This is a genomic window from Amycolatopsis coloradensis (assembly GCF_037997115.1).
In the GTDB taxonomy this organism is placed as follows: Bacteria; Actinomycetota; Actinomycetes; order Mycobacteriales; family Pseudonocardiaceae; genus Amycolatopsis; species Amycolatopsis coloradensis_A.
Genome location: NZ_CP150484.1, coordinates 2,336,112 through 2,361,183, shown reverse-complemented (window position 1 = coordinate 2,361,183; position 25,072 = coordinate 2,336,112). Strand labels below are relative to the sequence as shown.

13 protein-coding genes and 1 tRNA gene are annotated in these 25,072 nt (G+C 65.9%); 6 read left to right on the top strand and 8 right to left on the bottom strand.

The features are described 5' to 3' along the window. Window positions 1-1,176: 1,176 nt before the first annotated feature. The 4 genes from LCL61_RS11070 to LCL61_RS11055 all read right to left on the bottom strand — a co-directional run bounded on the left by LCL61_RS11070 (window position 1,177) and on the right by LCL61_RS11055 (window position 14,773). The gene (locus LCL61_RS11070) at window positions 1,177-1,683 is read right to left on the bottom strand and encodes a hypothetical protein (RefSeq protein WP_340688823.1); all 507 of its coding nucleotides are present in this window, start codon (window positions 1,681-1,683) and stop codon (window positions 1,177-1,179) included. A 200-nt stretch (window positions 1,684-1,883) separates the two neighbouring features. After that, complete coding sequence (locus tag LCL61_RS11065; protein WP_425341994.1) at window positions 1,884-2,174, bottom strand: DUF3027 domain-containing protein; 291 nt, start codon at window positions 2,172-2,174, stop codon at window positions 1,884-1,886. Further along, window positions 2,174-7,963: an RHS repeat-associated core domain-containing protein gene (locus LCL61_RS11060; protein WP_340686746.1), complete on the bottom strand. Its 5,790-nt coding sequence runs from the start codon at window positions 7,961-7,963 to the stop codon at window positions 2,174-2,176. Before LCL61_RS11060 ends, LCL61_RS11065 begins: the two co-directional genes overlap by 1 nt. A gap of 132 nt (window positions 7,964-8,095) precedes the next feature. Then, window positions 8,096-14,773 (bottom strand): LamG domain-containing protein, encoded by a 6,678-nt coding sequence (locus LCL61_RS11055; RefSeq protein WP_340686745.1) that lies wholly within the window; start codon window positions 14,771-14,773, stop codon window positions 8,096-8,098. Between the two features lie 705 nt (window positions 14,774-15,478). Here LCL61_RS11055 and LCL61_RS11050 point away from each other — a divergent pair. Next, a complete protein-coding gene (locus tag LCL61_RS11050) occupies window positions 15,479-16,828 on the top strand; it encodes a site-specific integrase (protein ID WP_340686744.1) in 1,350 nt (449 codons plus the stop codon). A gap of 214 nt (window positions 16,829-17,042) precedes the next feature. Here the strand turns inward: LCL61_RS11050 and LCL61_RS11045 are convergent. Beyond that, window positions 17,043-17,118, bottom strand: a tRNA-Lys gene (locus LCL61_RS11045). Between the two features lie 99 nt (window positions 17,119-17,217). Between LCL61_RS11045 and LCL61_RS11040 the strand changes: the two genes are divergently transcribed. The 3 genes from LCL61_RS11040 (at window position 17,218) to LCL61_RS11030 (ending at window position 20,225) form a co-directional block, all read left to right on the top strand. Then, window positions 17,218-17,757 (top strand): DinB family protein, encoded by a 540-nt coding sequence (locus LCL61_RS11040; protein ID WP_340686743.1) that lies wholly within the window; start codon window positions 17,218-17,220, stop codon window positions 17,755-17,757. 25 nt (window positions 17,758-17,782) lie between these two features. Further along, entirely contained in the window at window positions 17,783-19,156 is a 1,374-nt protein-coding gene (gene pcaB / locus LCL61_RS11035) for a 3-carboxy-cis,cis-muconate cycloisomerase (RefSeq protein WP_340686742.1), read from the top strand. 82 nt (window positions 19,157-19,238) lie between these two features. Beyond that, window positions 19,239-20,225, top strand: coding sequence for an SCO0930 family lipoprotein (locus tag LCL61_RS11030; protein ID WP_340686741.1), 987 nt, complete (start codon window positions 19,239-19,241; stop codon window positions 20,223-20,225). Between the two features lie 3 nt (window positions 20,226-20,228). Here the strand turns inward: LCL61_RS11030 and LCL61_RS11025 are convergent, their stop codons facing one another. Next, the gene (locus LCL61_RS11025; protein WP_340686740.1) at window positions 20,229-20,825 is read right to left on the bottom strand and encodes a DUF4383 domain-containing protein; all 597 of its coding nucleotides are present in this window, start codon (window positions 20,823-20,825) and stop codon (window positions 20,229-20,231) included. Window positions 20,826-20,957: 132 nt separating this feature from the next. Here LCL61_RS11025 and LCL61_RS11020 point away from each other — a divergent pair, with 132 nt between their 5' ends. After that, window positions 20,958-21,851, top strand: a complete 894-nt coding sequence (locus LCL61_RS11020) for a hypothetical protein (RefSeq protein ID WP_340686739.1) — start codon at window positions 20,958-20,960, stop codon at window positions 21,849-21,851. 45 nt (window positions 21,852-21,896) lie between these two features. Beyond that, a complete protein-coding gene (locus tag LCL61_RS11015) occupies window positions 21,897-22,736 on the top strand; it encodes an oxygenase MpaB family protein (protein ID WP_340686738.1) in 840 nt (279 codons plus the stop codon). Here LCL61_RS11015 and LCL61_RS11010 read toward each other — a convergent pair whose 3' ends face one another. Continuing rightward, on the bottom strand, window positions 22,737-23,954 hold the full coding sequence (locus LCL61_RS11010; protein ID WP_340688552.1) for an alpha/beta hydrolase: 1,218 nt from the start codon (window positions 23,952-23,954) through the stop codon (window positions 22,737-22,739). A 124-nt stretch (window positions 23,955-24,078) separates the two neighbouring features. Further along, complete coding sequence (locus LCL61_RS11005; protein WP_340686737.1) at window positions 24,079-25,026, bottom strand: alpha/beta hydrolase; 948 nt, start codon at window positions 25,024-25,026, stop codon at window positions 24,079-24,081. Window positions 25,027-25,072 lie beyond the last annotated feature (46 nt).

Here is a 25,072-nt window from a genome sequence, read left to right as displayed (position 1 = left end):
GGTGAAGCCGCGGCGCCGTTCGGGTCCTCGGACGAGTTTCACGTATTCGGGATGCGTCAGGGAAATGCGGTCCAGGCACCCACGTCCGCAAAGTGGCTTGTGAGAGTGCGTGATCGCCACATGCACACCACGAGGGGCAGGAGGTCGTAGTCCGCCCTGGCATATCGTCGAGCAACGCGGCATGCTCCTGCCCCTGACGCCCCGCCTCGGTGGAATCACGCGGATCGCGCGTATGAGAGCCCATCAGCGTCACCACGACGCGACCGTTCGGAGTTTCGTGAACGAGACCTGGTGACCGGCACGACAGCGAACGCGAAGCAGCCATGCCGTACACAGTGGACCTCGCGCCAGAAGTAGCTCGACCGACGGGATGCGGGACCCGAACAACGTCCTGCGGGTCATCCGGGAGATTCGCGGCGGGGAGGACTTCCTGTGAGTCACCTCGCACACCTTCCGGAAGACGACGACGACCGCCCTGGACGACGCGGGGGTGCCGACGCGGCTGATCGCGGACCAGCTCGGCCACTCGCGGGTGTCGATGACGCAGGACAACTACCTGGAGCGGAAGACGGTCGACCCGGCCACGGCAAAGGCCCTGGAAGGGCTCCTGGATAAACCCGTTCGATCCAAACCCGGGGAGATGATCTTGGTCTTGGGTGGCCACAACGCGTGGACCAGGCGAAAGAGTGGGCCGCCTGGGGCTCGAACCCAGAACCTACGGATTAAAAGTCCCCTCCGCCACTGTGCCAGGCAGTGCCGCGAGGTGTCGGATTTCGACCATTCGTGCAGGTCAACGCGGACATCGCAACTGAACCGGGTGTCAGGCTGTATCAGGTCGTGCCGGGCTCTACGTCAGCAACGGAGCCCAATCGGAGACGGCGTGATCCCCCGACGCTCCACTCTTCCAACACTAAGGCCGGCTACTGAGGAGCTTCGCCAGTTCGCCCGTTACGTGGAGAACCGAGGCATCATTCGTCCGGATAGATCCTCACCGGCCGCGGACGGCCGACCCTGCCGTTCACGGCATGTCCGTGTCCGTGCTCCTGTCTTTGTGCTGCCTCGGACACGTCATTCCCATCGAGACCATTGCGTCTCGCGGCCTTGCCGGCAGGCAATTGAGCGCCATGCCGTGCTCAGGTCCGATCAGAGACCGGATGGCTCGCTCAACCTCGGACGCTACAGCCTGCCGCCGAGAAGCCGCGCCAGCGAGGCATACCCGGGGATATTGGCGGCCATGGGACTACCGGCAAGCGTCAAGTGCGCGATCCGAACCTCACCGTGGCTCCGCTTCACGGTTACGACCAGGGTGTCGAGGTCCTCGCTCCGGCACCACATCGCCGCTTCCCCAGCGCCCGCCAGCGGCTGAGCCTGCCCCTCACCCAGACAGTTCTGCTCGGCAACGGCGAGCGCGCTCTCCGGCGCCGCCTCACCCTTGATCGCGGTCACCATCAAGCTACCGACGCCAGACCCATCATCAACACGACTGAACTCGCAACCATAGGCAACGCTCCGCTCCCCCTCCACCGGCTTCTCCTCAACCGACCGGTAGGCGGCCTTCGACTCCAGGGCCCTTTGAAGCTCATCGGCGCCAAGGAAGCCGCAAGCCGCGGAAACCACTTCCGGCGAAACCACCGGATCCCAACTCGGAGACGGAGCCGAGACCGAACCGACCGGGTTCGTCACCACGCTCCCCGATCCGATCGAACATGAGCAGCACAACATCACCGGCAACAGCCAAAGCCTACGCAAGCGGTTCAAACTAGACCCATCATCAAGCGTCTTGATAGCCAAGTGCTTAAGTTTGACTCAGCGGCGATCAACGCCATTTGATCGTATTCTCGCCAAGATTGCATCCCGAAAACGCGGCTGAGCTATTTAATGCATCACATATCATTGGGAATAATCCACTGGCCGGCATCTTCGAACGCCTCACACCCGTCATGTTCAGATCGCGCAGTCCCATCCAGCGAAGAGTTGGCATTGGCGCAAACCCCGTAATCGTTCCCAAATGCCCCCGCCAGCGGAAACCAGAATCTACAACCGCCACACTGCTCGTCATACCACTCATCCCGATAGGAGTCATCCCACGTTTTTCGATTACGTCGCTCAAGCCACCGCTTATTGATGATTGATAATTCTTTTTCACTTGACCCTACATGCTTATCAAATGACATTACTTTCCATTCAACACGCGCAAAATGCTGTCAAGACTGCCGACTCGCTGATCGATCTGGATTGCCAGATCGCCAAATCCTCCATCCAACTGCCTGCCCCTGTCGTGAGTGAGCACCCGGGCTCCAGTCTGGTTCGCCACTTGCTTGAGCTCGGAGTCAAGCGCACCCGTGATGCCCATCTCTTTCACGCTGCGAGCATCATATCCGTTGTTCCGGAGCCCCTGTGCGATCGCCTCCGGATGCTTGATATTCTCGTCGACGATAATCCGCTGACCTTGCCCGGTGAATCCAGCACGCTTCGCCACAAGGTCCCTGAACGCCGGCGATAAACTCGCCAGCTCCTCTCCCGTAGCAGAACCAACCGTAACCCGGCTCGCTCCGCTTCGACCAAGACCCCCGCCGGCAACGAGACCCATCAAAGCACCGAGCGCCCCGTGGACAGTGTCAGCAATTCCTGCCGCACGTGCACATTCATTGAAGTTATCCACACAATATGTGGCCGCAATCAGCTTGGCGCCTTCTACGTCATTCTGCGTCTCTGGCGCAAGAAGATGGTCGCGGGCTTTTTCGCAAGCCAACTTGCCAAAGCAGATATTGGTATCTGGATCAACGTTCGGCGGCATCGGGAAGTTCCAGTATTCGAGCGTGCTCATGTTGAGCACCTTGTCGAATTCGGCAAATACCTCGCCGCGCTTTTTTGAACTCGGAGAGTTCTTCTTTGTCCAATCCTCCCGAGCCTTCTTCTTTGACTTACCGCCACCTTTTTTTACATCCATTTGATCCAGCTGGCCGGGGGAGTACTCACCGTGGAGGTGGTTTCCGACGTTGGGGTCGATTCCGCAGTCGCCTCGCCAGCCGACGCAGTAGCCGGGGTGGTCCTCAGGCGCGAGTCCGGAGGGGTCGCTGAGGGCGATCGGGTTGTTGTTGGCGTAGTTGTAGCCGTTGATCTGCTGCGGGCTACTGGGGTTCATGAGCGGGTCAACGGAGATGAACCGGCCGAGATCTGCGTCGTAGCTGCGAGCCCCGAGTGTGGTCAACCCGGTGGAGGCGTCGATCGTGCCGCCGACGAAGCCGCGCTCACCAGGCATACCGGCGCTCGGACCACGCTCGGCTCCGAACGGGGTCTGTCGGCGTTGCTTGATCGTGAGGTCACTGGCGTTGATCGCGACCTGTGTGGTGCCTTGGTGGTCGCCGGCGAGCCAGGTCAGGGCACCGCTCTTGCGCATCGCGATGGTCAGGCCACCGTGGCTGTAGTACCTGGTGGTGGTCGCGTTGCCGCTCGCTTTGTCGAGGCGGACTTCCTGTGGCCCGAGGTAGAGGGTGGTGCCGGTGGGGTCGCGGCGGATGAGCCGGTTGCCGTCGGCGTTGTAGAGGAAGGTGGTGTCGGCGGTGCCGTCGGTGACCTTCTCGAGCTTGTTCTCGACGTTCCAGTCGAGGTTCTGCTGTCCGGCCGTGCCGGGGCGGGTCTTGGTGTTGCCGAGTTCGTCGTAGGTGTACTGGGCTGTCTTGGTACCAGCCGGTCCTTCGGAGGTGACGGCGTTCAGCAAGTGCGGCTTCGGCGTACCGGGTGCGGCGTAGCTGTACTTGCGGGTGATGTCGCCGCTGGCGACATGCTGGGTGTCGCCGATCCGGTTCCCGGACTTGTCGTAGGCATAGGACTGCCAGTACGGGGCCGGACCGCCGAGACCGTTGACCGCGGGTGCCGTGCCGCAGTCTGCGTTGGCGGGTGTCCAGGCTTCGGTGAGGCGTTGGAGGTAGTCGTAGCCGAAGCACTGTTTGTCCGCGGGCTGCCCGATCGGGGAGTTAGAGATCGAAGTGATGTTGCCCGCGGGGTTGTAGTTGTAGTGGGTGTCGGTTTGCATCGGCTGCGGTACCTCGGCATCGACGATCGTGCGGTCGAGCCGGCGGGTGTTGGTGTCGTAGTAGAAGGACAACCACGCGCGCTTCCCGTTGGTGGCAGTGCTGCTTGAACCACCGAGATGAAGGCGTTGTGGTTCGCCGTAACGGGTGTATTCGGTCTGGGACACGTAGGTTTGGAAGTCGTCGTCAACGCCGCCATCGGCGGTGAGGACGTTGTTCAGTTCGTCCTGGGTGTAGGCGATGGTCTCGGGCGAGAGGTCGCCCGCCTTCGGGTAACCGACGGCGCCGAGGCTTCCGTCTTCCTTGTATGACAGAGATGTCTGGTAGGTGCCGGCCAGCTTCGGCCCCTCGATCGGCGGAATGATGATCGATTGCGCCAAAGGCCGGTACAGCGGATCGTAGACGTTGACTTTGTTGATGTAGGCGTTGCCGTCGACCCAGCGTGTGGACGATGCGAGTTGCCCGATGCCCTTGGGAGCGGTGTCGTAGGCCCACTCGCTGAGCTTGGTGCCGGCGAGGCTGTCTTTGAAGACGCCGGTCTTGCGGCCGAGTTTGTCGTAGCGGAACGCGAGTGTGACGTTGCGTGCATCGGTGCTCGAAGTCTGCTGGTTCAGCTTGTTATAGGTGTAGGTCGTGGCGCCACGGTCAGGATCGTCGGTGCGGATCAGCGAACCGTGGATGTCGTAGGTGTAGGACCAGCGATTGCCGCTGGAGTCGGTGAGTGCGGCGAGTTTGTCCGAGTTGGTGTACTCGTACTTGGTTTCGTCGTAGGCATCGGTCGGTTGTGCACCGTGGTGCTGCCGGAGAGCGCGGGTCCGGCCGCGGGCGTCGGTGATCGTCGTAGTCGCGCTGCCGCCTTCCGGCGGCGTGACGCTGACCGAGTCACCGCCATAGGTGGTACTGGTACGCCATTCCGTGGCTCCGCCCCGGTAGATGGAGGCGATCGCGCGCCCGGCGCCGTCGAACTCTGTGACGGTCAGACCGGGTACTTCGGTGTCGCTGGCCACCCAGAGAGAGGTGTCGACTGGCTGGTCGTTGTAGAACGGCTGTGTCGTCTTGTAGGCGCGCCCTTGTGAGTCGTACCGCGTATCGACCAGCAGCCTGCCCCCTCCAGGAGCGGGCGCCTGGACCTGCCGGGTCCGGTAGAGACCATCGAGGATGGTGGTCGAGGTGACGTAGTTGCTCTTGGGGCCGAACCGCATCGACGTGATCGAGCTCGGCGCGTTGTTCCGGACGTCGTAGGTGAAGCGTGCGCTGGGTTCGGTGGAATGGTCTGCCCGGGGCCGGTTGGGCTGCCAGACTTCAGCTTTACGGCCGAGCGCGTCGTAGCTGATCTCCATGACTCGGTTGTTGGGGTCGGTGATCGTCCGCGCGGATCCCCAGGCCGGCTCGTAGACGGTCGTTGTCTTGTGCCCCAGTGCGTTGGCGGTGACAAGCTGGGTCACCGGACCGCCGGTGGCCGGGGTGTAGGTGGAGGTGGCGGTGTTGCCGTCGGCGTCGGTGATTTCGATCGCGCGCCCGTAGACGTCGCGCTTTGTCTTGGCGACGGTGCGGTAGGCCGGCGTGGAACCGTTGTAGCCGTCGACCTCTTCGGCCAGCGTGACGTCGCCTACCGTGGGCGGGATACCGGGTGCGAGCGTGTCATAGGACGACCGGACGTCGGAGATGGTGTCCCGCGGGTAGACCGGCGAGGCCCCGCACACCGTGGAGAGGGTCTCGACCCGTGACGGGAAGTTCAGCAGCCATCGGCCGGTGTTCTGGGCGTAGGTCGTGCTTGTGCAGCGCTCGTCCCCGGTGACGTTGAGGTCGCCGTAGTCGTTGACCTTGGTGGGCAGGCCGTTAGGGTCGTAGTCCGTGGTGGTTTTGGTGGTTCGCCAGCCGCCTGCCGCCAACGCGGTGAAGGAGCGCTGCGTTCCGGACCGGACTATGTAGGCCTTGTAAGCGCCGCGCGTCGCCGTGGGGCCTTGCCAGGTGGGTTCGGTGATCGTTTTGCCGACGACAGCGCCGGCCTCGCCGTTTTTGGTGAGGCTTTCCAGCTCGAGCCCCTGGAGCCAGTCCTCGTCGACGTGGGATCCGCCTTCGCTGTCCGGGACGCTGACGGGTCGTGTGCCGTTGTTGGGGAGTTTGTCGCCGTGCATGCCGCGGAAGTAGCGGGTTTCGCTGTAGCTGTTCGGCCCGCTGGGGTTGTCGGGTTTACCGGTACGGACGATAACTTTGCCGAAGCCGCGGAACTCGTTCCAGGTCTTGTCCTTCTCGGGCGCGAACTCGGATGTGGTGTAGTGCCACGCCGCACCCTCCGGGTACTCGTAGTTGGTGACTTGTTCGGAGCTGGTGCTCATCCAGTCGGACTGGACGACGGAGCCGACGACGTACTTGTGGAAGTAGTCGGTGCGTTCGGCGAAATCCCGTTTAGTCCACGTGACAGGGAAACAGCGCTTGGTGTTGGTCTCCGGCTTGTCCGGTAAGGACGTGGCGGAACAGTCTGCGGGTGCGTAGTTGACGGTGGTGACGCCACCGGCTTCGGAGACGATGGCGGAAATCCGGTACCGGTTGAGATAGCCGACGCCGTCGTCCTTCACGACCCGGTTCGGCAGCTTCTTGCCTTCGAAGGTGACCTTCGGCAGCGTGATGGGCGTGCCGACGTGACCGGTGTGCGTGATGGATTTGAGCCAGAGAGCGGCTTTGTTGCCGTCGCCCGGGTTCGGGAACTGTTGCTCGAGGGTCCAGCTGTCGACGTCGGTGTAGCCGGTGCCCGCGCGTACCTGGGTGGTGATCTTCGCGAGGCGTTTGGTCGACCAGAACGTCGGGCTGTAGTGATCCTTGCAGGTGGGCCCGTCACACCGGTCGGTCAGGGCGACATCGGGGAAGTTCTCGGTCTTGTCGAGGGTGCACACGCTGCCGGGGACGCACCGTTCCTCGGTCGTGAAGGTCACCTTCCCGGCTGCGGGTGCCGGGTCGCCTTCACGCAGACCGTACTGGATCTCTTTGAGCGTCCCACCGCGGACGTACGAGACCGCGGTGTCTTTGACGTTCTGCCCGTAGTTGTTGGTCTCGATGTCGTAGCTGTACAGGATCAGGTTCCCGTGCCGGTCGACGACCTTGTCCAGATTCCACCGGTAGGCCTGCGTGCAGGCGGAGTTGTCGAACTTGTTGTCCGCCGCGTGGCAGGGTTCGCCGGCGTCGTCGCCGTAGACGGGCACGGTCCAGGTCGACTTCGACGTCGGAGCGGACCCGAAGAAGTACTGAGTTCCGTCGACCGTGGTGATCTTCCAATACTCGCCGTCACGAGCACCATTGGGCGCACCGGTGAGGCGCTCGATGCGAGAGCCGTTGTCGCTCTTCTGGCGCCACACGTTCTTGCCGGTGTCATGGATGAGCATGCCGCCGGACCCGTTGTAGACGGCGGTCGCGTTGTCACTCTTCCAGCAGAGATCGCCGACCTTGGGCGGGATGGTTCCGCCTTCCTTGTCGTCTTGGCAACTGCCGTAAGTACGTTCGACGAAACCAGGGTGCAGGTCCCAGCCGTCACCGACCCACGACGCCTGGTTATTGGTGGCGCTAGTGCGTCCATCGACCGTCGACGAGTTGTAGGACAACGCCAGGTTCGGCTGCAGATCCCCAGGCGCGGGCGGCACGCGCAGAGGGTAGGACCAGGTGAAGTCACCGGTCTGCTTCGACACATCCCACGTCGCCGACGGCGAGAGGGACGTCGCGCTGCTGGTACCTCCGCCATCGGGCGTGGTGGAACCAGCGGGCTGGTTCCCGGTGAGTGCGGCTTTGCTCGCGTCGTCGAGCTCGCGGCCCTTCATAGTCTGCTTCGTCACCGGAGTCGAGTCGACTATCGGTGAGTCGACGCTCCAGCCGTTGGCCGCGTTCGCGACTTGCGAGGTGCTGACGCCGGTCACGACCAGCGAGCAGATCAGCGCCACGGTGAGGGTTCTCGAAGTGCGGCGTGTGGACGACTTGTGTCGCATCAGTTCTCCAGGCTGGACGCGGTGAGGTCCTCCCCAGCGCGGGGCTACCTCGTGTGCGGTGGACGATTCGCGGTGTGGGCTGGAGATCTAGCCGCCACCGACTGCCGATGGCCGTGCTGCGCCGGGCGTCGGTTCCGCACTGCTCGTAGCTGCGAAGACGGGTTCGACCCGGGGGATGTCGGCGAGGACGTAGCCGAGGAATCGGTCCTTGGGCAGGCCTTCGCAGTTGTCGTCGTCGCTGGTCATCGACTCGGTCCCGCTGCTGCCACATCGGTAGAGGGGTTTCGCGGTGGGGTCGTCGGGTTTCTGTGTCCAGAGATGGCCGATCGATTCGATGACGGTTTTGCCCTCGCAGGCGCTGTCGAGGGAGACGAAGTGGTCCGTGTAGTTCACACACGCGGCGAAGGGCTGCGTACCTTGCTGCGGAATCAGAGGAACGTAGCCATGGCGGAACTCCTTGTGATAGCCGGGCCGCGCTCCGTGCGCCGTACCGAGATGGTCGTAGGCATTGTCGTTGTAATACCGCACGAGTGGCGCGTAGGCGAGCGTGTACCCCAGCACTCCCAGTTGGGTCGCGCCTTCGCAATTCACGTCGCTACTGTCGAAATATTCTTCAGCCAGAGCACAACGATAGACCGCCATGGTGGGCAGGTTGCTCGGCTGGACGGTGTATACCGATCCGATCTCACCGAGCTTGACCTGGCCATCACAGGAACCGTCCATTGAGGTGAAGAATTCTTCACCGTTTCGACAAGAATAGAGAACATGGGTGTTGGGATGTGTCGCCGGGACCAGCATGCCGAGGCTCTTCTCGAAGTGGCTTCCGGCAGGTGGTGCCTCGCCGGTATTCGCACTCCTCTGCTCGCCCGTTCCGTCGCGGAAGCGGCCGAACTGGCCGGCATCCGTCGCCGGAAAGGCTCCGTGCGCCTGGATCGCCGCGTCCGAGGCGATCCCGTATCGGGCATAGACCTCGTCGACCAAGCCCGGGAAGAACTCCTTGTGTTGCCCGTTGTACTTGGCACGACCGATCGCGAACGAACCGTCCGCTTGCCAGAGGACTACGTTCTGTTTCTTGCCGGCGAACTGCCCATTGACGTAGAGGCGGAGCTCGCGCGCGGCCTGGTCGTAGACGCCCGTCAGGTGCGTCCACCGGTTCACGACCGCGGGGTCGAAGGAACTGGCGTAAACCAGCGGTGACGAATCGGCGTCCTGCGCGGTCGAGCCGAACGTCCACCGGTTCACTTCAGGGCGGTACTGGATCGTGAAACCGCTCATTCTCGAACCGTCTTGGGACAGCACGGTCGCGACCTGGTCGGTCCGGGTCAGTTTGGCCCACGCCGACACGGTGAAACTGTCTTCTGCCGCCAGGCCACGCTGAGGTGCGGTCGCCTGGCCGCTCGCCCCGTCGAGCTGTAGTGCTGTGCCACTGATTCCCGGCACGAACGACGTTCCGCTGGACGGGACGACGGCATTGTCCCGCCAGCTGTAGTCCTGTCCGGTACCGTCGTCGAACCGCCATGCGCCCCCGTCTCCCCGCGGGGTGTCGTCATGGACCTTCCGCACCTCCGCGTCGGTGAGTGCCTTCGAGAAGGCCCGGACGTCGTCGATCCTCTCTGGGAAGAAGGCTCCGTCCTGGCCGTTCCAGCGAGCTCGGCCGATCGTGAAGGCCCCAGCGGAAGGAATGGTCGTGACGCCGACCTGGATGCCGGACTGGACACCATCGACATACAACTTCAGCTGCCGGAACTGGGCGTCGTACACCACGGCCAGATGAGTCCAGTTGTGGGGAATCGAAGGTTGGGTCTCCCAGACCTCGACCCCTGGTGGATCGTCCCTGTCCTCGCCGGGGACCACGACTCGCCACCTCTTCGTGCTGCCGTCGTACTGGACGAGGAAGGCGCTGACCCGGTTTCCGTTCTGCCCGAACACCGAGTAGTAGCCGCTGTCGGTCTTCGTCAACTGGACCCAGGCCGCGGCCGAGAAGCTCTTGGCCGTATCCAGCACCGGGCCGGCGGTCTGCGCGTAGCCGGTGGTCCCGTCCAACCGCAACCCCGGGCTGTTCAGCCCGCCGCCCCACCCGGCACCATCCTTCAACGCCGCGGTCAATCCACGACCGCTCGCGTCCAGCGCCACCTGCCCGGCGTTCTCATCGAACCGCCACTGCCCCGCGTCCGCGACCGGCAACGTCGCGGCACCGCCATCGGCGGCGGGATAGGACTTGTACAGGCCATTGACGCGTTCTTTGTCCAGGGCTGTCGTGTAGACACGGACATCGTCGACCTTGCCGGTCCAGAACTGACTCGGCTTGTCCGCGGTGAGGCCTCGTCCGATCTGAGCACCTCCAGACGCCTGCCAACGTCCGTTCAGAGTTCCGTCGCCCACCCGTTTTCCGTTGACATACAGCCAGATCTTCTTACTCTGGCGGTCGTAGGTGCCGGCTAGGTGGACCCAGGAGTTGATCTCCGCGGGGAAAGCCGGCACCGCTGCTCGGGCGACCGCGGTGTCCGTGTCGGTCTCGGCCATCTCGAACACCCACTTGCCGCAAGCGTTGGGGTTCTCGAATTCGCCACCGAAGCAGGTCGCATTCATTTCATCGGCCACGTGCCCCAGGCGGAACTTGCTGGTCCGCTCACCATCGATGCTGACCGCGGTCAGCTTGGAGACGATGTCGGACTTGCGGTCCATGTACACCCAGGCCGATGCGCTGAAGCTCTCGTCCGTGCGCAGATCGACACCGGTGGTGCCGACGGCTCCGGTCTTGCCGTCGAACTGCACGGAGTTCCCGACCCGGCCTTGCGCGAACTGCGCCCCCGGCTCAAGGGTTCCGGTGCGGGCGCCGGTGGAGTCGGCGACCTTGGTACCGCTGGATTCGTCGAGCTGCCAGTTGTGCACCAGGGTGAGGTCCTGGCCGGACATGGTGCGGATTTCGTCGGTGAACAAGGTACGGCTGTAGACCTTGACGTCGTCGACCGCGCCACCGAACGCATCCAGCCACGTGCCGTTCCACTTGCCGCGGCCGATGTCGAACTCGGTGGTGGCGTTCCACTTCGCGGTGAACGTCGCGGTCCCGGACAGGGTGCCGTTCACATACAGCTGCATCTCACCGGTGTTGCTGTCGTAGTTAGCGGCGAGATGGGTCCAGACACCGGTCTGCACTGGCTGCGCGGAACGCGCCCGGACAACCTGGGCGGGGGCGGTGCTGTCGGGGCCGTGCATCGCGAAGGCCCACCGGTCATCGGCAGTTCCCGTGTAGCCGAGGTTGAACGCGGACACGTTCTGGCCGCTCTGGCTGACCACCGCACCCCAGCCAGGGGTCTTCTTGGTCATCTTGACCCAGGCCGCGACGGAGAAGCTCATGCTGCTGTCGACCGGCGCGGGTGCGCTGACGTGGTCGTCGACGCCGTCCAGGTTCACCGCGAGATCCGTCGCATCGGGGTAACTGGTTTGCCCGGCGACCCACTGGGCACCGTTCTTCGCGGTGCCGTGTTTCGCCATGCCCGACGTGTCCTGCGCGTCACCGTCGAGCTTCCACGTGGCGGCCGTGACGTTGTTCTGGGCGACGATGCCCTGGATCTCCGTGAGATCGAGCGTGCGGCTGTAAGCCCGCACCTCATCGACACCCCCGGACCAGAACCCGAGCGGGGTCCCGTACTGGCCCCGCCCGATGGTGAACGCACCGGCGGCATGCCACAGTATCGCTGGTGCCGGGACACTCGCGACCTGCTTCCCGTTCACCACCAGCGACAAGGTCTTGGCGGTCGCGTTGTACACGCCGGCCAGGTGGGTCCACGGCACGGTCCGCACCGTGTTCGCTCCCGATCTGGCTTCCACCGCCGCGCCACCGGTGGCATCACCGGGGTTCATCCCGAAGACCCAGGAACCGTTGTCCTGCTTGAGATAGAAACCACTGACCGCTGTGCCGTCCTGGGAGACGGCGGTCATGTCCCCGAGCTTGTCCGGCTTCACCCATGCGGTGATCGCGTAACTCTGATCAGTACGCACCACTGGCCCGGACGTGGCCGCATAGCCCTTGACTCCGTCAAAGGTGGCCGCACCGTTGACCGCGCCCGCAGGAGTGAACCTGGCGCCAGGCTGCAGGACCGCCATCTCGCCACCCGCGGCGGCATTACGCGCGGTCGTCCCGTCCGCGTCGTCGAGATTCCAATAGCCCGCGGTGACGTTGTCCCGCGTGACCGCGGACTTGACTTCGGCATCGGTCAGCACCCGGTCATAGGTACGGATCTCGTCGACCGCACCGGCCAGGTACTCCGCCCCTGCACTGTTGACGATCGCGCGCCCGACGGCGAACTCATGCGTCGCGGGCCACGGGTCCTTCCATGTCGCACTGCCTTGGAGATCGCCGTTGACGTACAGCCGGATCTGCTGCGTCCCGGAGTCGTAGACACCGGCGAGGTGGGTCCAGGTGTTCGTCTGTGCCGCGGCGACCGACGTCACCGTCGTCGGCGCCGTGGCCGGGTCGTTTCCGGGCCGGAACTCCAACGCCCAGCGATCGGTCGCGGTACCGGTGTGCCCGAGCTTCACCATCGCCGTCGTCGACGCGTTCTGGCTCACCAGCGTCGACCAGCCGGGCTTCTTCTCCGCCAAATTGACCCAGCCCGAGAAAGAGAAACTGGGGTACGTGCTCGCAGAAATCGGCGCCGTCACGTAATCGTCGACACCGTCCAGCTTGATACCCGATCCGGTACTGCCCGGCACATAGACAGGTCCTCCGCGCAGCGTCGCGTCACGGAAACCGAGCGTCGCGGTGTCCTTGGTGTTGCCTTCCAACGACCATTGCGCCAACGGGCCGTTACCCGCGCGCACGTAGAAGTGATGCGCCTGCGTCGGACTGCGATGCCCCGCGCGGTCGACACTCTGCACGAACAAGTCCCGCGGCCCGTCCCCTGGCGGGGTCAGCTTCACATAGGCCTTACCACCGAGAGCGACCGCGTCCACGGGTGTCGTGGGCGGATCGGTCCAGCCGTAGAGATAGTGGTCGACGTCCGCGACGCCGTTCGCTCCGAACTCGAACACATCCGGCACGCCGACACCACCGTGCCACAGGTTGTCCGCGTTGTAGAGCGGCGCCGTCACAGTCGGTTTGGTACCGATACCCGTCCGGTCGACGATGAACGGCCCAGGTCCGTTCCGCCAAGGACCACCGTCCGCCGTGTCATGCCCCCACACCGTCCACGTGACACGTTGTCCATCGCGCTTCGTCAAATCGACATCCGTGCTGTGGTAAGCACCCGACGCCTGGTAGATCGCCGGAGCACGCTGGTCCGGAGCACCACCGTAAATATCCCAGACCGGCCGGAGCTGATCATTGGCGTCCGGGTCGGACAACCTGCTCAACAACCGGATCGACGGATCCCCGACATACGGCACACCGCCACACCAACGACACGGTGCGGGCAGCGGCGGATCGGTCTTCATGTCATACGGCGCGTTCGGCTTCGTGTTGTAGGTGATCTGCAGGATCGTGCTCGGCACGTCGTACCTGCGCCAAGCGTCGGAATCCGTCTCGGACTTCGCCTGCAGGAAATAGGTCGTCGACCCGCTGGGATTGATGTAAAGACCGACACCGAAACCAACGGGCCGGTTACCCGGGCAACTATCCCAGCTACCCGGCACCCAGGAGGTGCTGACCTCTTGCCCGCGTGGCTGGTTGTTCCAGGTCACCCCCCAGTCGAGATTGCGATCCGCGATGAACAGCTTGTGCTCGTTCGAACCACAATCCGGACCGTGAACCACGGCGGTGTTGAAATTGACCGTCTTGATTTCCTTACCGGCGAGGAACGCCGTATCGAACTGGAAGAACGTGCGGGCGAGGTCGATGTCCCGGCATTGAGCCCACGTACACTTTCCGACCTTCGCCCAAGCGTCCCCATCCACCGTGCCGTTGACATACGGCTGATCAGGGTGTCCGCGGAAGACCTTCGCCCACATGCTCTGCCCCGGCGACCGCATGTCCGGGTCGACCACCACCGGGTACCGCGTAGCCGGATCCGCCAGCATCGCGGCATTCGGCGTCAACGTCATCGCGGCTCGATCGACCTTGACCCCGACCGGCGTGCTCGTGCTTTCCCGCCCGCGGGCATCCCACATCGTTGCCGCCGGCGCGACGAAGACGTTCTGGCCGTCGCCATCGACGGCCTGAACGCGGCCGCTTTCATCCGAGGTGAGCTGCACACCTTCCGTCTCGACCCCGAGCTTGATCGACGCCAACGCCGGATTGCGTCCCGCCTCCGGAGTCTTCACCACGAAGCGCTGGTTGTATCCCTCCGCTTCGGCCTGCATCTCCAGGTCGACGCCAGGCAGCACCTCCCGGTACCTCGCCGTGCTGCCGTCAAGCTCAGGCTTCGGCAACGCGCCAGGCCACCGCAACGCGAGACGCCTGCCCTCACGCGAGAACCGGACCAGCGGATCCTCGCCGCCGGCGGAAAACACCACGTCGGCCACGGCCGCTTTCGCCCTGATCGTGCCGTCCGGCACCGAGGTCAGCGCCGTGTCGATCGGTACCCAACCGTCGCCCTTGCGGACCCGCACAGGCTGCGGCGACAGCTGCGCCGTCAACGTCCCGTCGGGGTTCGCCAGCACCTTCTTCGCCTCAGCGGTCTGGTTCGCCACTCCGACCGGGGTGCCTTGCAGCCGGGCCGCCGCGAACGCGCTGGCGGCATCCGGCGCCTCGGCGATGGGAACGACCGCGGCAGGCAGTGAACTCTTCGGCGAACTCGCCGTTACCACAACGACGCCGGCGAGCATGAGGAACACCATGGGTAACGTGCGCAGCCTGAAGCCACGCGCCACTGACGGACGCACCATTGGAAAAGGACCCCCTCGGCCCGGTCAGCACGCGTCCCCCGACGCCACGCGACCCACAAAGTCATCCTGACTCTTCACGATCACTATCGAGTGAAGGAAGACTCCAACAGAGTGAACGATCATGGAGTGGGCTAGACCAATTTGTGACAAAACCACAAGCAGCCTCGGGTTCATTACCTCTCACCCGGCAAACTGTTGGCATTTTTCCGACGCAACGTTCTAATCGTTGCCCATCCGCCACGACACCGTTTGCCAGAAATGGCAGATGTACGCGAGTTCCAGTTCTCACGTTCCCGTCTGGAGCGCACGACGTCCCACACCGGATTCAACGACCCGCGCGAGGCGGGCCGGGACACCCCTCACGCGACAGCCACGATGGCCTGCTGCTGAGCGGCTTGATGCATCACCTCGACACGAATGACGCCGGCCCGGGCTTCTATGCCCTCGCGCAGCGCACAGAACTACGGTTCCGCGCAGCGCCTCGGCCCGGTACGAGTTCCGGCTCGGACAGGTCAAGCAGCTGCACGCGCTTCACCGTCGGCCGCGGCGACCACCGCGAAGCTCTGACCGGCAACTCCACCGCCTACCGAGGGAAAATGGCGGGAGCACGGGCGACCACACACCCGTGTGAAGGTGGTGGTCTCCATGGGCGCGGAAACGGGCGTGTTCAAGCGCTGCAGCTGCCGGGACATCACCGGCAGAGCCTTGAACAGCCGGTGTCCACGCCTGCATGATCGAGGACACGGGAGCTGGTACTTCCGGGTCGAGATGCCGCCTCACCCCGACGGCCGACGGCGGCAGCTACGCCGCGGCGGGTTCCCATCCCGGCGCGCCGCGCGCCAGGCACGTGACTACCTGCGCGCACCGCACGCCCACGCCCTCGCGTCGGCGACGATCATTACCGCTCACTGGCTGCAGCTCTGGCTGGATACCTGGCTCGGCCCCGAGAACTCGACCCTGCGGTTCTACCGCCAGCACATCCGCTTCTACCTCATCCCCTACCTCGGCGGAACCCTTCTCAAGGAGCTGACCAACGCCAAGGTCCAGGCGATGTTCCCCGCCCTCATCCGCACCCACGGCGCCGCCGGCAACCCCTTAACCCCTGGCACCCTGCAACGCATCCACGCCACGCTCCGCGCCGCCCTCAACGCCGCCGTCCGACGCGGCCTCATCGACCACAACCCCGCCCGCTACATCGAACTCCCAGCACACCGACGACCGCACGCCGTCGTCTGGACACCACCACGCATCGCTCAATGGCAAGCAACCGGAGAACGACCCGCCGTCGCCGTCTGGACCGCCCAGCAAACCGCGGCCTTCCTGCACAGCGTTCGCGCCCACCGGCTCTACCCGCTCTTCCACCTCGTCGCACTGCTCGGCCTCCGCCGCGGCGAAATCGCAGGGCTGATGTGGAGCGACATAGACCTGGACGCCGGCTACCTCACCGTGTCCCACCAAGCCCGCCAAATCGGGTCCGAAGTCACCCTCGGCAAACCCAAGAGCGAAGCCAGCAACCGAGTCATCGCGCTCGACCACAACACCATCACCGTCCTGCGCCGTCACCGCGCACAATCCCGCACGCCTCTCCGCAGCGAACCCGTCGGCTACCTCTTCCCCAACGGATGGGGCGAACCCATCCGCCCCGACTCCATCACCCACCTCTTCCGCACCCTCAACGACCAAACCGAACTGCCACCAATCCGGCTCCACGACCTCCGGCACGGCGCAGCGAGCCTGTCCCTCGCCGCCGGAAACGACCTCAAAACCGTCCAAGACCTCCTCGGCCACGCCAGCATCGTGCTCACCGCCGACACCTACACCAGCGTCCTACCCACCCTCGCCCGTCAATCCGCCGAAGCCACCGCACGCCTCGTCCTCGACGCCGCCCGCACCACCGCCACCCGCCTCCGCCCCAAACGACGACCCCACCGCGCCACGGGACGCCGCCTGATCACCGCCGGCAGACGAACCGCGGCATCCATCCACGCCGCATAGCCAGACCCAAGAACACGTCAGCAGATACAGCCTTCAACGAGAGGGAACGAGCCCGGGGCTGAAGCACGCCCTCAACCGTCCGGGCCACCACGAAAACGAGCCAAACGCCGGGCCGAGCACCCACAGAGCCCACAGCGAGCCCACCCAAGATCACGCCGACGACCACAAGATCCACAAACAACAACATCCCCGCTGATCAGCGGGGATGTTGAGGTGGTGGGCCGCCTGGGGCTCGAACCCAGAACCTACGGATTAAAAGTCCGCAGCTCTACCAATTGAGCTAACGGCCCGTGCGGCCGAGTCTAGTAGACCGCCGTCGACCACCAGGATGGCGGGGCCGCCGCCGGAGCGCCACGGAATTGTCGGGGGTCTCTGGCATGGTCGAGGGCATGGACACGATCCCCGACGAGAACTACGCGGCGAGCTGGGAGGGCGAGCGCCCGGAGCCGCCGCGCGTGGCGAGCGAGCGCGAGATCCTGACGTCCACGCTCGATTGGCATCGCCGCACCTTCGAGCTGAAGTGTCAGGGGCTGACGCCGGAGCAGATGGCCCTGCGGTCGGTGGAGCCGTCGAGCATGTCGCTGCACGGGCTGCTCAGGCACCTCACGGGCGTCGAGCGCTGGTGGTTCCGCCTGCAGTTCGCGGGCGAGGACGTCCCGTTGCTCTATTACTCCGACGAGTGGCCCGAGCAGGACTTCGAGGATCTGGGCGGCGATGTCGAGGAGGCGTGGGCGGCGTGGCGTGCGGAGTGCGCGCGGTCGCGGGAGATCGTGGCGGCCGCGTCGCTCGACGACACGGGCAAGGGCCGTCGCGACGGGGAGCCGTTCTCGTTGCGGTGGCTGCTGACCCATCACATCGCCGAGTACGCCCGCCACGCAGGCCACGCCGACTTGCTTCGCGAGCGCATCGACGGGAGGACAGGCCACTGACATTTTGAAATGCGATGCTGGGGCGATGAACGCCGATCCCGATTCCGGCCTCCTGTCCCCGGTTCGCGCCGGCACGCCCGCCGAGGCGGCGACGGGTGATCTCGCCTGGGTGCGAGCCCTGTTGGACGCGGAGGCGGCGCTCGCCAGGGCGCAGGCCGGCACGGGGCTGATCCCGCAGGCCGCCGCCGAGGCGATCACCGAGGCCGCCGCGTCGGTGGAGATCGACGTGGTCGCGTTGGCGAGGGCGGCTCGTGAGACGGCGAACCCGGTCGTGGGGCTGATCAAGGAGCTGACAGAGGCCGCCGGGACGGAGTACGTCCATCGTGGCTCCACCAGCCAGGACATCTTCGACACCGCGATGATGCTGGTCGCCGCGCGGACACGGGCGCTCCTGGTCGCGGATCTCGAGGCGACGGCGGACGCGCTGGCGGAACTTGCCCGCGCGCATCGCGACACGATCATGGCCGGGCGCACCCTCACCGCCCACGCGGTCCCCACCACGTTCGGGCTCAAGGCGGCGGGCTGGCGTCAGTTGACGCTCGACGCGCTCGACAAGCTGAACCGTGTCGTCCTGCCGGTCTCGCTCGGTGGCGCGGCGGGCACGAGGGCCGCGTACGCCGAGTACGCGCGCCTCGCCGACCTGCCCGACGGCTATCCGCAGCGGCTCCAGACGGCCTTCGCCGAGGAGACCGGTCTCGCCGAGACCACGCTCCCCTGGCACACGCTCCGCACCCCGACGGCCGACCTCGCGGCCGCACTCGCGTTCACGGCCGCCGCGCTCGGGAAGATCGCGGTCGACGTCCAGTTCCTGACGCGCACCGAGGTCGGGGAGGTCACCGAACCGGCGGGCGAGGGCCGTGGCGGCTCCTCGGCGATGCCGCACAAGCGCAATCCGGTGCTCGCGACGCTGATCCGGTCGGCCGCGCTCCAGGTCCCGGTGCTGGCCACCGGCGTCACCCAGGCCCTGGTCTCCGAGGACGAACGATCCGCGGGCGCGTGGCACGCCGAGTGGCAACTGCTGCGCGAATGCCTGCGCCTGACCGGCGGCGCCGCGCACACGGCCGCCGAGCTCGCCCGCGGCCTGGTGGTCAACGACGAACGCATACGCGAGAACCTCGGCCTCACGCACGGCCAGATCGTCTCCGAGCGTCTGTCGACCGTGCTCGCGCCGCTGCTCGGCAAGGCACGGGCCAAGGAAGTCCTGGGACGCGCGTCCAAACTCGCGCTGGAACAGGACAAGGCGCTCGGCGAGGTTCTCTCCGGCCTGCCCGAGATAACCGGAGTCCTCCCCACGGATTCCCTCGCCGACCTGCTGGATCCGGCGAACTACACCGGGTCGGCCGGGGTGCTCACCGACGCCGCCCTGGAGGCCCGCGAAGAAAATCCGAAAACTCCTTGAACCGGTCCCGCGCCGGCTCCGTGTAGGGGGTACAAGCTCACCGCGCCAAGCCGCGGAACCCCTACGAACAAGGAGAAATCCCATGCTTCGCAAGCGTTTCGTCGTCGCAGCGGCGTCCGCGGCCGTGGGCCTGGTCGCGCTGTCGGCCTGCTCCGGCGGCACCGAGACGGCGGCGCCGGCCGTCGCTCCCGCCGCCGCGGTGGCCGGGGCGGGAGGGAGCGCCCCCGCGGCCAAGGGTGAGACCAAGGTGGCCGTGGCCGAAGCCGGTGATCTCGGCCAGGTGCTCGTCGACAAGGACGGGTTCACCTTGTACCGCTTCGACAAGGACAGCGCGAAGCCGCCGAAGTCCAATTGCGACGGTGACTGCGCGAAGACCTGGCCGCCGATGCTGGCCGAGGGCGAAGTCCAGCTCGAGGGCGTGGATCAGGCGCTGGTCGGCGAAGTGACCCGCGCCGACGGACGCAAGCAGGTCACCGTCGGTGGCTGGGCGCTTTACCGCTACGCCAAGGACGCCAAGGCGGGCGAGGCGAAGGGACAGGGCGTCGGCAGCACTTGGTTCGCCGCGAACGCCAAGGGCGGCAAGGCGGGCCAGGCGGCCAAGGAGACCGAGGCGGCTCCGGCCGAACAAAAGGACGGCGCCACGAAGCTGGTCGCGAGCAACGTCGACGGCATCGGACCGGCCATTGTGGACAAGGACGGCTTCACCCTCTACATGTTCACCAAGGACAAGAAGAACAAGCAGCCGACCTGCAACGGTGACTGCGCGAAGACCTGGCCGCCGGTGCTCGCCGAGGGCGACGTCCAGCTCGAAGGCATCGACCAGAAGCTGCTCGGCACGGTGAAGCGCGCGGACGGCACCACGCAGGTCACCGTCGGCGGATGGGCCGTCTACCGCTACGCCAAGGACGCGAACGCCGGTGAGGCGAACGGGCACGGCGTCGGCGGCACCTGGTTCGTCATCGAGCCCGCCGGCTGCAAGAGCACCGCGCCGGTGAAGAACAAGGCCGCGCAGAGCGGGAACGCCGCCCCCAAGAAGGACGACGCTCCCGCCCAGGAGTACGGCTACTGAGACCTAGTGGGCGAGGCCCGGCGGTCGCTCTTCACGAGCGACGGTCGGGCCTTTTTCATGCTTCGGCCGTCGCGAGCCGTCGGGAAGGGGTTCGACGACTGTGGCGCTGTCGGCCCGGTCCGTCACCACGTTCTCCTCTTCGTCCTCCGGCAGCAGCACCTTGTGCCGCGCGGGCAGGAACGCGATCAGCAGCCCGAGGGCGGCGAGGCCGAGGTGCAGCCAGTTGTCCGTCGCGTTGAGGTTGAACGGGTTCCCCGCCTCTGAGACCGGGTTCGTGGATACGGTCCCGGTGATCATGAGGCCCCAGACGAACAGCGCCCCGAAGGCGACGAACGTCAGGAGACCGAAGGCCCGGGACCGGCCCGAGCCGAAGGTCAGCAGCAGACCGATCGCGCCCAGCAGGACGAACCCGAGGTTGTAAAGCGGGTTCACCGAGAATCCGAGCACGGTCGCATCGCTGCGGCCGGCGAAATCGGCGAACCCGGTCCTGGTGAAGCCCACGATTCCGAACACCAGGAAGGCCAGGCTCGACAGCCCGGCGAGAACCTGCGCGGGCTGGACACCCGCGGTCCGGATACGAGCGCGTTGTGCACGTGCCATTGCTCCGCCTCCCAGAGTTGGCGACCTGATTTCAGGCTTGGGCGCCGGATACCCCGGGGTCCTCCCGGGCAAACCGAGGCATCCGAACGGCCTAGCCGTGAACACGAACGGGTGATGCGGTCAACAACTCGTGTGGGCAAAGCAAGTGGGGTCTTCCTTCTGGTGGGGCTGTGCCTGGGAGCCATCGCCGCGATGGTGCTGCTTCCGCCGCGTGCCGGCCCGGCGGCGGTCGTAGCCGCGGCGTCAGGGGACACGGTGATCACCCTTGAAGCGGAACCGGAACCGGTCGAATCCCCGGCTCCGCCCTCCTCGGCGGCGCCAGGGCCACCGCCGAAGTCCGTCGACACCGAGGCACTCCCAGGCCTTGTCCCCGGCGGACAGGTGAGCGTGGTCGTCTACGACCGCACCGCCAAGAAGACCACGGTCTCCGTCAAAGCGGACCGGCCGTACACCTCGGCTTCCCTGGTGAAGCTCCTCATCGCGCTGGAAGCGCTTCAAGCGGGCACACCGGCGAGCACCGTGCAGCGGATGCTGTCGGCCAGCGACGACGACATCGCCAGCAGGCTGTGGACGGCCTACGGCGGACCCGCCATCGTCACCCGTTGGGCGGGCAAGATCGGCCTCGGCGGCACGCGTCCTCCCGAGGATCCCGGCCGCTGGGGCGACACCCGGATCACCGCGGCGGACGTCGCGAAGATCTACCGCTATCTGCTGGACCAGGCGGGCGCGGGAACGCGGACGACGATCATGCGGGCGTTGAGCGGTGCGACGGAGAGCGGTTCCGACGGTGTCCGGCAGTACTTCGGCATCCCGGACGCCGTCGGTTCCCTTCGCCGGTCGATCAAGCAGGGCTGGGCGTGCTGCCGCGGCTCGCGGATCCTGCACAGCTCCGGCACCGTCGGCGAAGACGATCGCCACATCGTCGTCGTCTTGACGTCCCAGCCGGTGTCGACCACCTACACCAGCGCCGGCAGGCGGGTGACCGAGGTGGTGAAAGCGCTTCGACCAGCTATTGACGACCTGTAAACAAGGTGGGACAGTGGCCGCACGCCACTCTCTCGGGAGGTCGTCATGAGCACCGAAGCCCGCCTGCCCGCCGTGGCCCCGCTCGGTCCGGATTCCGTCGCCTGGCGAGTGGTCGGCGACCGGAGACTGCTGCTCGGCGCGGGGACGGCGTTGCTGCTACAGGTCGCGCATCCGGTGGTCGGCGCCGGCGTCCACGACCATTCGAACTACACCGAAGACCCGTGGGGCCGCCTCGACCGGACCATCGATTCCTTGCTGTGCCAGGTTTTCGGCGGCCGGGAAGCGACCGTGGAGGCCGAACGGCTCCGCGAGCTGCACAAGGCGATCAAGGGCGTCGACCATCACGGCGAGCGCTATCACGCGCTAAACCCGGAGGCCTACTGGTGGGTGCACGGATCGACGTTCTGGACGACGGTCCGCATGCAGGAGGTGTTCATACATCCCTTGTCTCACAACGAAAAGTGTCACTTCTACGCGGAATGGCGACGTCTGGGCCTGCTGCTCGGCCTTCGCGAGCACCACATGCCCGAGGACCTGGAAGGATTCGACGCCTATTTCGACGACGTGGTCGCGAACCGGCTCGAGGACAACCACACGGTCCGGGAACTGCTCCACTCGATCACCATGCGGGACACGCCACCGCCGCCGTGGTGGTTCCTGCCGGAGGCCTTGTGGCGTCCCGTCCGGCCGGCGGGCGGGAACGTGCTGACCCTGTGCGCGATCGGCCTGCTCCCCCAGCCCTTGCGTGATCGCTTGAGTCTCAAGTGGACGGACAAAGACGAGCGCCGCCTCCGACGCCTTGGCGCGGCCATGAAGGTGGCCGGGAACCGCGTTCCCGAACGGCTCCGGTTGTACCCCAAGGCTTATCGCACCAAGCGCGGCTAGCTACTCGACGACGTCGACCAGCGCACCCTTTGCGCCGGTGTTCGGCAGCGGCCACGGCTTGACCCCGCCGCTGCCGACGATCTTCTTGTCCTGCGGCGCGCTCGGCGGCGCGGTGCGCGCACCGATCCACGCCAGCACGTCCGGGATCTGCGTCTTGAAGGTGTTCATGTTGTGCCCGGCGTCCGGGATCCGCCAAGTGGACAGCGTCGCGGGCGCGCGGACGGCGGACTGGAGCTGATCGAGCGAGAAACTCTCGAAGCTTTCCTTCTCCCCCGCGATCGCGAGGATGTCGACCGGCGACGGATGCTTCTGCAGGTTCACCGTGATCGTGTTCGCGTCGACGATGTCCTGCCTGCCCTTGAAAAGGTTCTCCGTCTCGGCGTCCACCGAAGCCTTGTAGTAGCCGCTGACGCTCGCCGCCTGGCCGTACCACTGCGGATGCCTGGTCACCAGGTTCATCGCGCAGTAGCCGCCCGAAGACCAGCCCGCCATCGTCCACGCCTTCCGCTGCGTACTCGCGCCGAGCTTCTCGATCGCCCAGTCGCGGATGTCGGCGGTCAGGTAGGTGTCGTTGGGGGCGCCGTTGACTTCGTCCACGCATTCGGTGTCGTGGCCGACCTTCGGTTTCCCGGTCGGGTCCGGGATGATCACCAGGGTCGGCGGGAGCACGTGCTTCGCGATCGCTTCGTCGAGCCTGCCCGGCATCCCGTACGGGCCGGTGACCACTTCCGGACCGGACGGATAGTTCGGGATCCATTCGATGACCGGGAATTTGAGTGACCGGTACGCGGGATCGTAGTACTGGGGCGGAAAATACACCGAGACGTCGCGCGTGAGGCCGGTGCGTTTGCCGGTCACCGTCATGTGCACGACGGAACCCTTGCCCTCCTTGGCCCGCATCGCCCCGGCGTCACGCAGTTTGTCGAGGTCCGAGCCGTTCTCGCCGGCGACGGCGTCGACGTTTTCCGCCGAGTACACACCGGTGCCGAACAGGGCGCCGACCGTCGGGAAGAACCCGCCGATCATGTTCCCGCCCATCGCGGTGCTGACCACGATCAACACCACCGCGACGAGGATCGTGCCGCTACGGCCGAGAAGCTTGCGGCGCCAGCGTTCCCAGAAGAACGGCACGGCGACGATCGCGAGCAGGGCCAGCACCACGACGATGACGAGGTTCAGTGTGGAATCGAGCCGGATGGCACTCAGTCCCAGTCCCATGGCGATCGTGTCCCTCTCCGGCGGCGGCACGCCCCCGCACCGCACTTCCCGCATCTGGATCAAGAGACGTGCGACCACCGGAAAGTGTTGTCCAGGGTGACGCGTGTCACCCTGGACAAATCGCTCAGCCTTCGAGCGCGGTGCGCAGCACCCCGATCGCCTGCGCGATCGCGGCTTCCGCGGCGTGCGTTCCGCGCAACGTGTTGAGCATGACGAAGTCGTGCACGATGCCCTGGTACCGCACGGCGGTCACCGGAACTCCGGCCTGACGCAGCTTGGCGGCGTACGCCTCGCCTTCGTCGCGCAGGACGTCGGCCTCGGCGGTGATCACGAGCGCGGGCGGCAGGTCCGCGAGCTCGTCGAGGCTCGCCCGCAGCGGTGAAGCGGTGATTTCCGCGCGCTGCGCCGGGTCGGTCGTGTACTGGTCCCAGAACCACTTCATGCCGTCGAGGGCGAGGAAGTACCCCTCGGCGAACCGCCGGTAGGACTCGGTGCCGAAGTTCGCGTCGGTGACCGGGTAGAAGAGCACCTGCTGCCGGAAGATGACGTCGCCGCGCTGCTTCGCGAGGAGGGTGAGCGCGGCGGTCATGTTGCCGCCGACGGAGTCGCCGGCGATCGCGATCCTCGTGCCGTCGAGCCCGTTTTCGGCGCCGTGCTCGGCGACCCACTTCGCCACGGCGTAGTTCTGCTCGATGGCGACCGGGTAGCGCGCCTCCGGCGAGCGGTCGTATTCGGGGAAGACGACGGCCGCGCCCGCTCCGACGGCGAGCTCGCGGACCAGGCGCTCGTGGGTGTGGAAGTTGCCGAAGACCCAGCCGGCGCCGTGGATGTAGACGATCACGGGCAGCGGGCCGGTCACGCCCTGGGGCCGGACGATGCGGACCTCGACGCCGTCCACGTGCGTGGTCTCGACGTCCGCGGCGGGCAGCTCGACGTCGCCGCCCTGGACCTCGTCGACGGCCTTGCGTCCTTCCTCCGGCGGCAGCTGGAAGAGGAACGGCGGGGTGGCGGTGGCCTCGACGAAAGCCTGCGCGGCCGGTTCGAGGGCCAGGTTGTGCGGGTTGGCGGTCATTTCTGCCTCCTGGGTTCCAAAGTCGATGCAGCAAAAGTAGCTCGCA